The sequence below is a fragment of the Neorhizobium sp. T6_25 genome (assembly GCF_002968555.1).
In the GTDB taxonomy this organism is placed as follows: domain Bacteria; phylum Pseudomonadota; class Alphaproteobacteria; order Rhizobiales; family Rhizobiaceae; genus Neorhizobium.
This window is the reverse complement of record NZ_PVBL01000028.1, coordinates 71,460-82,656: the sequence shown is the minus strand read 5'-3', so window position 1 is coordinate 82,656 and position 11,197 is coordinate 71,460. Positions and strand designations below refer to the sequence as shown.

Genomic DNA, 11,197 nt, shown 5'->3' with positions numbered 1-11,197 from the left:
GGCGGGGAGCTGTAATGGCGGAACTTGGCTTGGCCAAGCCGCAGCCGGAACGTGGCAGCCTGAACAGTCCCTTTCGATGGCGTGACCGCCTTCATAGCACAGATGCAGGAGTTCCTTCCTGCTTTGCGGGAGATGAAGGCGATGCGTCAGGCTTCCGCCTGAACATCACGATCTGGCGGTTGTGGACCGGCGCGACATCCGACGCTGGCGTGGTGGAGACGAGATGGCGTTCAAGCACGTCTGCCGACTTTGACGCCGCGGCTAATCGCCAGCGGCGCCGGAAGGCGCCGGTTTCGGAAAGCATTTTCCTCCTTCATTATTCCTCCTGCCTCGAACCCGGTATACATTATGGCAATATACATCGATGATCGATTGGAACAGATTACCGGATTCGAGGGGACGGAGGAAATGCCCGTAAGAGTGCCGACAAACACGACGTCAGCCAGAGCGAAGCGAGTCGGTGTTTTTTAACGAACCGCTGCTGATGGTGCCCGCTCTGAGGCATAGTTTTTCACAGCAGCACGTTCATGCGCTTGGTCGCACCGATGACGGAAGGTTGCTCCATATCACCTTCACGCTTTGGGGCAAACGAAACGACAATCCGGGTGATTTCCACCCGGGATATGAGCCGGAAGGAGCGAAGCTATTATGAGCAGAAGGCCTGATCCCGTGGCGCACTTCAGTACCGAAGCCGAAGAGCGGGCTTATTGGGAACGCCATGATTCCGCCGATCATATCGACTGGAGCAAGGCAGCGAACGTGCGATTGCCGAACCTGAAGCCGTCGTCCACGTCAATTTCGTTGCGCCTGCCCAACTCGCTTCTGGAGCAGATCAAGGTCGCCGCTGGCAAGCGTGGTGTCCCATACCAGTCGCTGATCAAGATCTGGCTTACCGAGAAGATCGATACATCTGGAGCAAAGCGATAATCGCTCGAGCCGGCTCGGGACACGGCAATGAGGGATCCCGGTCGGCCAGGACGTGGCGGCCGGAAGCCTCAGCCGCTAGAACCCCAATAGATCGGCCGTGAGCACGATTTTGCCTCCTATCGGTACAAAAGGCGCACGGGGTCGATCTTCGCCAAAGAGTGCGCCTATTGTATCCACGCAGCCGCCGACGGCGACGAGCATTGGGGGCCTGGTTCCCCAGACGCCGCAGCCGTTCCATACGACCAGCACGGCCCGCTCCGGCCTGTCCTTGGAACGTTTGTTCGCAGCCTTACGCCGCCTCCCCCACCTTCGCGTATGGATCGAACCGGCCATAAAAGGTCTCGCCCTTCGCCGCCATGTCCTTCAGGAGCGGCGTCGGCTTGAAGTGCGGGCCGTAGCTTGCGGCTAGCTTTTCGCAGAGCGCGACAAAGTTCTTCACGCCCATGCCGTCGATGTAGGAGAGCGTGCCGCCGGTATAGGGGGCGAAGCCGAAGCCGAGGATGGAGCCGACATCGGCTTCGCGCGGATCGGTGACGATGCCTTCCTCGACGGTGCGGGCGGCTTCGAGCGCGATCGTCACCAGCAGGCGCTGTTTCAGGACGTTGATATCCACCTCAGAGGCCTTTTTCTGCGGATAGAGGGTCTTTAGCTCGGGCCAGAGGAATTTCTTGGCGGGCTTGGCCGGGTATTCGTAAAAGCCCTTGGAATTCTTGCGGCCGCGGCGGTCGAACACGTCGACCATCTGGTCGACCAGCGCCATGTGCTCCGGCTTGACCGCATTGGGGCCGAGATCGGCGATCGAGGCCTTCATGATCTTCTGGGACAGATCGACGGCCACCTCGTCGTTGAGCGACAGCGGGCCGACCGGCATGCCGGCCATTTTCGCGGCATTTTCGATCATCGCCGCCGGCACGCCTTCGGTCAGCATGTCATAGGCTTCGTTGATATACCGGAAGACGCAGCGGTTGACATAAAAGCCGCGGGTATCGTTGACGACGATCGGGGTCTTCTTGATCGCGGCGACGAAATCGAGCGCCACGGCCAGCGCCTTGTCTCCCGATTTTTCGCCGAGGATGACCTCGGTCAGCATCATCTTTTCGACCGGCGAGAAGAAATGCACGCCGATGAACTGGTCGGCCCGCTTCGAATTCTCGGCAAGGCCGGTGATCGGCAGGGTGGAGGTGTTTGAGGCAAAGATGGTGGTTTGCGGGATGACCGCTTCCACCGCCTCGATGACCGCCTTCTTCACGGCGCGATCCTCGAACACCGCCTCGACGACGAGGCTTGCATCGGACAGCGCCTGGTAATCCGGCGTCGGGGTGATCAGCGAGAGCAGCTTTTCGCCCTCTTCCTTGGTCATCCGGCCCTTGCCCACCTGGTCCGCCACCAGCTTTTCGGAATGGGCCTTGCCCTTGTCGGCTGCTTCCTGGGTCTGGTCGATGAGGGTGACGGGAATGCCGGCGGCGGCCGTCACATAGGCGATCGAGGCGCCCATGAAGCCTGCGCCGACAACGCCGACCTTGGAGAATTCCGTCTTCGGGATACCGGCCGGGCGGCGGGCGCCCTTGCCGAGTTCCTGCATCGAGACGAACAGCGAGCGGATCATCGAAAATGCTTCGGTGGTGCGCAGGATCTCGGTGAAATACCGCTGCTCGACCTTGAGGCCCGTATCGAAGGGAAGCTGCAGGCCTTCATAGACGCATTTGAGGATGGCAAGCGCGCCCGGATAGTTGCCGGCGCTTTCGCGGCGCAGGATGGCGGGGGCGGCGGGCCACAGTTGGGCTGCGGCCGGCGTCCAGATGCCGCCGCCGGGGACTTTGAAACCCTTCTCGTCCCAGGGGGCGATGGGCTTCAGGCCGTCCTTGATCATCTGCTTGGCGGCGTTGATCAGCTCGGCGGGTTCGACGACCTGGTGCACGAGGCCCATGGCCTTGGCGCGCTGGGCGGTCAGTGACGAACCCGTCGTCATCATCTGCAGGGCATCCTGAGCGTTCGCCAATCGCGGCACGCGCTGGGTGCCGCCGGCGCCCGGGAAGATGCCGACCTTGACTTCCGGCAGCGCGATTTTCACCGACTTGGAATTGGCAGCGACACGGCCGTGGCAGGCGAGGGACAGTTCGAACGCGCCGCCCATGCAGGTGCCGTTGATCGCAGAGACCCACGGTTTGCCGTTGGTCTCGACCTTGCGCCACAACCACGACATGCGCCCGGCGGCATCGAACAGTTTTTGGGCGGCGGCGGCCGGATCCCTGGCCTGTTCCTCGGCGAGCATCGAGAACATCGACTTGATCATGGTAAGATCGGCGCCGCCGGAGAAGGACGACTTGCCGGACGTGAACACGACGCCCTTGACCGCCGCATCCGCAACGGTCGCGTCGACGATCGCGTCGATCTCGTCCATCACCTCCATGGTGAAGACGTTCATCGATTTGTCGGGCATGTCCCAGGTAACGAGAGCAATGCCGTCGGCGTCGGTTTCGACGGTGAAGTTCTTGTAGGTGCTCATGATGGGATTCCTCTTCCCTGAAATTTCTGTGGCGTGCCGAACCGCCCCCTCACCCGGCCTCCGCTTCGCTCGGCCACCCTCTCCCCAAGGGGAGAGGAGGATCGGAGGCGTTGCGGCAATCCCTCTTCTCCCCTCGGGGAGAAGGCGCCGGCCGGCGGATGAGGGGGTTTCCCCTCAAACTCTCTCGATAATCGTCGCGGTGCCCATGCCGGCGCCGATGCAGAGCGTGACCAGCGCGGTGTCGAGATCGCGGCGTTCCAGCTCGTCCAGGACGGTGCCCAAAATCATCGCTCCGGTGGCGCCGAGCGGGTGGCCCATGGCGATGGCGCCGCCGTTGACGTTGATCCTGTCGTGACTGATCTCGAACGCCTGCATATAACGGAGAACCACGGCGGCGAAGGCTTCGTTGAGCTCGAAAAGGTCGATATCGGAGATCTTCATGCCGGAGCGGGCAAGCAGCTTTTCGGTGACGTCGACCGGGCCGGTCAGCATCAGCGCCGGGTCGGAGCCGATATTGGCGAAGTGGCGGATGCGGGCGCGGGGTTTCAGGTTCATGGCTTCACCGCCGGCCTTCGAGCCGATCAGCACGGCTGCGGCGCCGTCGACGATGCCCGACGAATTGCCGGCATGGTGGACGTAGTTGATCCGCTCGATTTCGGGATGAGCCTGGATGCCGACCGCTTCGAAACCGCCCATTTCGCCCGGCATCTGGAAGGACGGGTTGAGCGAGGCCAGCGACTGCATGTCGGTGGTCGGCCGCATGTGCTCGTCGCGGTCGAGAATGGTCAGGCCGTTCTGGTCCTTGACCGGAATGACCGAGTTCTTGAAGTAGCCGGCGTCCCAGGCCTTGGCCGCGCGCCTCTGGCTCTCGACCGCATAGGCGTCGACATCGTCGCGGGTAAAACCGTATTTGGTGGCGATCAGGTCGGCCGAGACGCCCTGCGGCATGAAGAAGGCGGGGAAATTGACCGACGGGTCCATGTACCAGGAGCCACCGGACATGCCCATGCCGACGCGCGACATGCTCTCGACGCCGCCGGCAATGACGATGTCGTCGGACCCGGCCGCGACCTTGCCGGCCGCGAAGTTGATCGCGTCGAGGCCCGAGGCGCAGAAACGGGAGATCTGCATGCCGGGCGCCCTGGTGGAATAACCGGCCTCGAAGGCAGCGGCCTTGGGGATGACGGCGCCGGCATCCATGACCGGATCGACACAGCCCATGATGATGTCGTCGACGGTGGCGGTATCGAGGCCATTGCGGTCGCGGATCGCTTCCAGCGTCTTGGCGGCGAGACGCACGGACGGCACTTCGTGCAGCGCCCCGTCCTTCTTGCCGCGGCCGCGCGGCGTGCGGACGTGGTCGTAAATGAAGACTTCGGTCATGGTGTCATCTCCCTGGGTGGCAATTTATATTGCCTCAAATCTCGGACATGGGAGAGAAGACCCTCCCCGGCCCTCCCCACAAGGGGGAGGGAGCGCGCCGGCGCAAAATCAAAACGCGTCGGCGGCCAGTTCCATCACGCTGTCGGCGCCGGCTTCGATGCGGACTTTCCGCATCGCGGTTTCCGGCATGATCTTTTCCATGAAGAACTTCGCCGTGACCAGCTTGTTCTTCAGGTACTCGGCGCGGGCGTCGCCGGCGGCAAGTCCGGTCTGGGCCGCCTTGGCGATCTTGGCCCACATGTATCCGAGCGTCACGATCCCGAACAGGTGCATGTAGTCGGTCGAGCCGGCGCCGGCATTATCGGGCCTGGCCATGGCGTTCTGCATGAACCACATGGTGGAGGCCTGCAGGTCGTTCAAGCCCTTCTTGAGACCCTTGGTGAAGGGCGCCATGTTTTCATCAGTGCGGTTCTCCTCGCAGAAATCGCCGATCTCCTTGAACATGGCCATGACGGCGCGGCCGCCGTTGAGCGCCAGCTTGCGGCCGACGAGGTCGAGCGCCTGGATGCCGTTGGCGCCTTCGTAGATCATGGTGATGCGGGCATCGCGAACATACTGGCTCATGCCGTGTTCCTCGATATAGCCGTGGCCGCCGAAGACCTGCTGCGCCATGACGGCATGCTCGAAACCCTTGTCGGTCATCACGCCCTTCAAGATCGGTGTCGCCAGGCCGAGGAGATCGTCGGCGTTCTGGCGCTCGGCCGCATCCGGCGAACGGTGGGCGATGTCGGATTTCAGCGCAGTCCACAGCAGGAAGGCCCGGCCGGCCTCGTTGAAGGCGCGGATGGTCATCAGCGTACGGCGGATGTCCGGATGAACGATGATCGGGTCGGCCTTCTTTTCCGGCACCTTGGCGCCCGACAGCGAACGGCCCTGGATGCGTTCGCGGGCATAGGCGACGGCGTTCTGGTAGGCGGTCTCGGCAATCGACAGGCCCTGCAGGCCGACGCCGAGGCGCGCCTCGTTCATCATCACGAACATGGCGGCAAGGCCCTTGTTCTCAGGCCCGATCAGGAAGCCGGTCGCCTCGTCATAGTTCATGACGCAGGTGGAGTTGCCGTGAATGCCCATCTTGTGTTCGATCGCGCCACAGGTCGCGCCATTGCGCTTGCCCAGTGATCCGTCGGCATTGACCAGGAACTTGGGGACGATGAAGAGCGAGATGCCCTTGGTGCCCTCGGGCGCGCCTTCGATGCGGGCGAGCACCAGATGGACGATATTGTCGGTCATGCCGTGCTCGCCGGCGGAGATGAAGATCTTCTGGCCGGAAATCTTGTAGGACCCGTCGCCTTGAGGCACCGCCTTCGACCGCAGAAGGCCGAGATCCGTGCCGCAATGGGGTTCGGTGAGGTTCATCGTGCCCGACCAGGTGCCGGCGACCATGTTCGGCAGGTAGGTCTTCTTCTGCTCCTCGGAACCGTGCACGAGGATCGCGGCAATCGCACCCTGGGTGAGGCCAGGATACATCATCAGCGACATGTTGGCGGACGACATATATTCGCCGACGGCGGCATGCAGCGTGTAGGGCAGGCCCTGGCCGCCGAATTCCTCCGGCACGGCAAGGCCGATCCAGCCGGCCTGGCAATACTGATCATAGGCCTGCTTGAAACCCTTGGGCACCGAGACCGTGCCATCCTCGTGACGGATGCAGCCCTCCTGATCCCCTGAGAGGTTCAGCGGAAAAAGCACATCCTCGGCCACCTTTGCAGCCTCCCCGATGATCGCTTCCAGCATGTCGGGCGTGGCATCGGCAAAGCCCGGCAGATTGCCGTAGCGCTCAAGGCCGAGCACATCGTTGAGAATGAAAAGCGTGTCGTTTACCGGGGCCTTGTACACTGGCATGTCGAGCTTCCTCCAAATCCTCGTCGGTGGATCGCCCGGTGCCTTCGGCTCTCGGAAAGATCCGCATTCTTTCTCCCACAAATAATTGACGTTCGCGTAAACGTCAATTGCGTGCAGCGGGAACTTTAACGATCTCCACCATCGCCGTTCCTCCGTCCCGCGCATAGTCTTAACGGGCCGAACAGTTGTGAAGCTGGATGGGAAAGCGCGAAGATAGAGCCGGCAGGCGGGAACGTCATCACCGCAAAGGACACCGAGCGTGTCGAAAAGGTTAAAATGTTCGTTCGGGTTAACGACTTGTTTACTACGTTTAAGGAAATAGTGGGTTCTCTGGCGACGCGGTCCATTTACCTCAAGATGTCCCGCGTCCGCTGAAATGGCAAGTCCTGCGTAAGGCATCTCTAATATATGGCCGATTGGCGGGAATTCCGTATCCCCTGAAACAAGGTCGTCACGAGAGCCAGCAGGTACAACGTCGAAACGAGCGAGCACATGAACGGATCACGATCGAGCCCTTCCCGTCCCGGCGACCGCTCTTCCCTGGATGCGTTGAACCGCACCATCGAAGGGCTCGAGGCGCGTATCGAGGGGTTGATGTCGGGCACTGCACGCGACGGCCGGGCGCCCAAGCCTGCCGATCCGCGCCAGGAGCGCCGGCCCGCCCCGGCTCCTGCCTATCGCGAACCGCCACTCGCTAGCGACCCGCTCGCCCAGATCCGCGAGCGCCAGCGCATGCTCGAGGCCAGCCGCGACCGTGCCGCTCTCCCCGAGCGTCCGCGAACTCCCGAGCTGCGTCGCGAAGAGCCACGTTATGCCGAACCTCGCCGGACCGAGCTGCGCCCGCCGGAAGCCTACCGCCCGCCGGCCCGTCAGGCCCCGGTCCGCGCCGAAGCACCCCGTTACGCCGAAACGCGCCCCATCGCGCCCGCACCGCGCCGCGAAGAACCCCGCCGCCCGGCCGCACCGCCGCGCTTGCCGGCGCCGCAGCAGCCGACCGACAACGGCATGCGGGACATCGCCCAGGCGCTGGTCAGCCTACGCCAGGAGCTGAAGCAGGATATTTCCGACAGCGTCGGCCGCGAGATGACGGCGTTGCGCTCCGAGATCCGTTCGATCAGATCCATCGCCGAAGACCAGAACTTCACCGAGGACCTGCGCGGGGACCTTGCCCGGCTTGCCGAAGGCATCAGCCAGCTCGGTCACCAGGCGACGCCGGAGGCCGCCGGCTTGCGCCACGAATTCGAGGAACTGCGCGCCGTCATGGGCGGCCTTGCCCGCGAAGATTCCGTGCGGCGGATGGAAACCCGCTGGCAGGGACTCGAGGATCGCATGCACGGTCTCGACTCCACGGCCCTGCGCGAAGAGCTCGTCTCGCTCGCCTACCGCATCGACGACATCAAGGGCCAGCTTGGCGAAATGAGCGACAGCCCGGTGATCCGGGCGCTCGAACAGAAGCTGATCACGGTGGCGAGCGCCATGGAACAGCTCGGCTCACGCATGCAGCCGAACGATTCGGTCATCGCCGAACAGTTCGCGACATTGGACGAGCGGCTGGACGAGATCAGCCGGGCGATTGCCGCCGGCAGCCGCGCCTCGTCCTCAGCCTCGATCGACCAATCCTTCCTGCAGCGGCTGGACGGTCGGATCAGCGCGCTCGCCGACCAGATCGATGCGATCAGCCGGGCGACCCATACCCGGTTCGATCCGACCGAAGCGCTGTCCGCCCGCATCGAGGCCTTGACCGGCCGCATCGAGGAACTCACCGACGAACAGGCTGCAATGCGCCTGGAGGAACGGCTCGAACAGCTTTCGCTGATCCTGGAACAGGCCCAGAAGCCTTCCCAGGACCCGGATCTTTCCGCCTATCTGGCCGATATTTCGCGCAAGATCGACGGTCTGGAGCAGGGTAGCGTCAGTGACGTGCTTGCCGAACGGCTCGACTATCTTGCCCGCCGGATCGAGGAAGTCGGTCACCAGCCGCAGGCCCAGTCGGCGATCGACGAAAACGCCTTCGGGCGGATCGAAGACCGGCTGACCGACATTGCCGCCCGGCTTGACGAGGCAACGGCGTCACCGCGCGGCGACGATGGCGCGCTTCGCAGTCTCGAAGACCAAATCGCCCATCTTTCGGTGCTGATCAGCCAGCCACAGCAAGGTGCCGGCGCCCTTCCCGCTGAATTCGAAAACCGCATGACGGCGCTCGAAAGCTATATGGCGACCAATGACGAATACATCATCGAGGCCGCCCGCCAGGCGGCCGAGACGGTGGTGGAAGCCTATTCGCGAAACGGCGTGGCGGGCGGCCCGGGCGTCGCTGCCGACATGGCGGCACTTTCGGCGCTTGCGGACGACCTTCGCCATCTTGAAGACCTGACCCGGCATTCGGACGACCGCACCCACCAGACATTCGAAGCCTTGCACGGCACACTGGTGCAGATCGCCGACCGCCTGGACGGCATGGAAGAACGGCTTGTTGCCTCCGCGCATGCGGAGCGCGATCGCCATCATGAAGAACCGGCTCGTTACGAAACCCGCCCTGCCCCGGCCATGCCGGCGGCCGCGCAGCTTTCCGTCGCGGCAGCCGAAGAGCTGATGCGCTACGAGCTGGCTGAGGCCGAGGCGGACGAACAGCCGGCAGCGGCCTTCGGTCACCGTGCAAAAGCCCCGGAAGAAGCGCCGTCCGACGAAACGGTGCTTCGCGCCGACTATGCCGACACGAAAACCGCCACAAAGGACAATCCCACCCGGGAGAAGGCCGCCAAGTCCAGCCTTCTGACCGAGCTTTCGCGCCGCTTCCTGCCGGGCGGCAAGGCCGAGGCGCCGAAGGGTGGCCGAACCGTCATCGAGCCGACGCCGCCACTCGACCCCTCCGACGTGCTGCCGGCGGATCGCGAAAACGACCTCCTGGAGCCCGGCTCCGGCGCACCCGACGTCAAGAAGATCCTCGAGCGGGTTCGCGCCAGCCAGGTCGCCGGTGAATTCGACACCGACCGGACGAGCGCCGCGGAACGCGCCGACTATATCGCGGCCGCCCGCCGCGCCGCCAAGGCCGCTGCCCAGGAAATCGATCCTTCGCAGGGCGGTTCGCCCTCCAAGGATTTGCGCAAAGCCGCCAAGGCTTCCGCCAACAAGGGTTTCGGCGCGATGCTTTCGCAGCATCGCCGTCCGATCCTGATGGCCGTCGGCGCCGTGCTTCTGGTGCTGATGGCGATGCCGCTCGCCAAGACGCTGACAAGCGGCACGAAGGCTCCCGCAGCGCCTTCCCCGACGATCGAGACCCCTGCCCGGCCGGCCGCACCGGCCAATATGAGCGGCAGCAACGGGATCCCGACCGTCGAGGATCAGGCGGCGACCGACGGCGCCGAAAGCGACGCGGATATCGCCGCCGCGCCGACGCGACCCGTCGAACAAGCGCCAGCCCCGGCGATGGCCAGCCATCTTACCGATCCGCGCCCGGCGACGGGCCAGCCCTCCGCGATGGAACCGGCCGGCAACCCGCTTCCGGCCCAGAACAGCTTCGCCGCCGTGCCCAAGGCCGATGCTCCGGCCGCGATCGTGGTGCCGGTCGGCATCGAACCGAAATCGCTTGCCGACGCGGCCGCTGCCGGCGACGCGAACGCGCTTTTCGAGATCGGCGCTCGTTTCACCGACGGAAAGGGCGTCAAGAGCGACCTCTCGGAGGCCGCCAACTGGTACAAGCTCGCCGCCGACCGCGGCCTGGCGCCGGCGCAGTACCGGCTCGCCAACCTCTTCGAAAAGGGCACGGGCGTTTCCCGAGACCTGACCAAGGCGATGACCTATTACAAGCAGGCCGCCGAGGCCGGCAATGCCAGCGCCATGCACAATCTCGCAGTGCTCCAGGCGTCGGGTGCCGCCGGCCAGCCGGACTATGCCGCGGCCGTCTCCTGGTTCGCCAAGGCCGCCGACTTCGGCGTCGCCGACAGCCAGTTCAACCTCGCCATCCTGCTTGCCCGCGGCAACGGCGTGAAGCAGGATCTCGAGGAGTCCTACAAGTGGTTCGCGGTCGCGGCCAAGGGAGGCGACAAGGACGCCGCCCAGAAGCGCGACGAAGTGGCCAACGCCATGCGCAAGGAACAGCTCGAAAGCGCCCGCGCCAAGGTCGACCAGTGGAAGGTGAAGCCGCTCGATCCGAAGGTCAACTCGATCAATCTCCCGGATGAATGGGCATCCGGCAAGCCGCTCACCACGGCTTCGATCGACATGGAAAAGGCGATCCGCAACATCCAGGCGATCCTCAACAAGAGCGGTTTCGACGCCGGCACCGCCGACGGCAAGATGGGCGCCAAGACCGTGACCGCCATCAAGGCCTTCCAGACTTCGGTCGGCCAGGAGCCGAACGGCAAGATCACCGACGCGTTGGTCAAGGAACTGCTGGCCAAGAACAAGTAAGTCTACTTACCCGACCGGGATCGGGGAGTTGCGCGATATTAATCACGCCATCACAAAAACAGTAAAATT

Annotated in this window: 6 protein-coding genes; 3 read left to right on the top strand and 3 right to left on the bottom strand. The window is 63.9% G+C overall.

Features of this window, described 5'->3' with window-relative positions:
• Together C5L10_RS34195 and C5L10_RS27730 are read left to right on the top strand one after the other, a co-directional pair.
• Nucleotides 1–368, top strand: a 368-nt coding sequence (locus C5L10_RS34195; protein WP_205837101.1) for a hypothetical protein, incomplete at its 5' end; no start/stop codon positions are given.
• Nucleotides 369–648: 280 nt separating this feature from the next.
• On the top strand, nt 649–927 hold the full coding sequence (locus C5L10_RS27730) for a BrnA antitoxin family protein (protein WP_105432294.1): 279 nt from the start codon (nt 649–651) through the stop codon (nt 925–927).
• 289 nt (nt 928–1,216) lie between these two features.
• Here the strand turns inward: C5L10_RS27730 and C5L10_RS27725 are convergent, their stop codons facing one another.
• From C5L10_RS27725 to C5L10_RS27715, 3 genes are all read right to left on the bottom strand, one after another.
• The gene (locus tag C5L10_RS27725) at nt 1,217–3,433 is read right to left on the bottom strand and encodes a 3-hydroxyacyl-CoA dehydrogenase NAD-binding domain-containing protein (RefSeq protein ID WP_105432293.1); all 2,217 of its coding nucleotides are present in this window, start codon (nt 3,431–3,433) and stop codon (nt 1,217–1,219) included.
• A 174-nt stretch (nt 3,434–3,607) separates the two neighbouring features.
• Nucleotides 3,608–4,816 (bottom strand): acetyl-CoA C-acetyltransferase, encoded by a 1,209-nt coding sequence (locus tag C5L10_RS27720; RefSeq protein WP_105432292.1) that lies wholly within the window; start codon nt 4,814–4,816, stop codon nt 3,608–3,610.
• A 108-nt stretch (nt 4,817–4,924) separates the two neighbouring features.
• Entirely contained in the window at nt 4,925–6,718 is a 1,794-nt protein-coding gene (locus C5L10_RS27715) for an acyl-CoA dehydrogenase C-terminal domain-containing protein (protein WP_105432291.1), read from the bottom strand.
• A 492-nt stretch (nt 6,719–7,210) separates the two neighbouring features.
• Here C5L10_RS27715 and C5L10_RS27710 point away from each other — a divergent pair, with 492 nt between their 5' ends.
• Entirely contained in the window at nt 7,211–11,128 is a 3,918-nt protein-coding gene (locus C5L10_RS27710; RefSeq protein WP_105432290.1) for an SEL1-like repeat protein, read from the top strand.
• Nucleotides 11,129–11,197: the final 69 nt, after the last annotated feature.

What these genes read in the sequence shown, in the direction of transcription:
- C5L10_RS27730 (WP_105432294.1), top strand. Translation starts at nt 649, where the DNA reads ATGAGCAGAAGGCCTGATCCCGTGGCGCACTTCAGTACCGAAGCCGAA.
- C5L10_RS27715 (WP_105432291.1), bottom strand. Translation starts at nt 6,718, where the DNA reads ATGCCAGTGTACAAGGCCCCGGTAAACGACACGCTTTTCATTCTCAAC.
- C5L10_RS27710 (WP_105432290.1), top strand. Translation starts at nt 7,211, where the DNA reads ATGAACGGATCACGATCGAGCCCTTCCCGTCCCGGCGACCGCTCTTCC.
- C5L10_RS27725 (WP_105432293.1), bottom strand. Translation starts at nt 3,433, where the DNA reads ATGAGCACCTACAAGAACTTCACCGTCGAAACCGACGCCGACGGCATT.
- C5L10_RS27720 (WP_105432292.1), bottom strand. Translation starts at nt 4,816, where the DNA reads ATGACCGAAGTCTTCATTTACGACCACGTCCGCACGCCGCGCGGCCGC.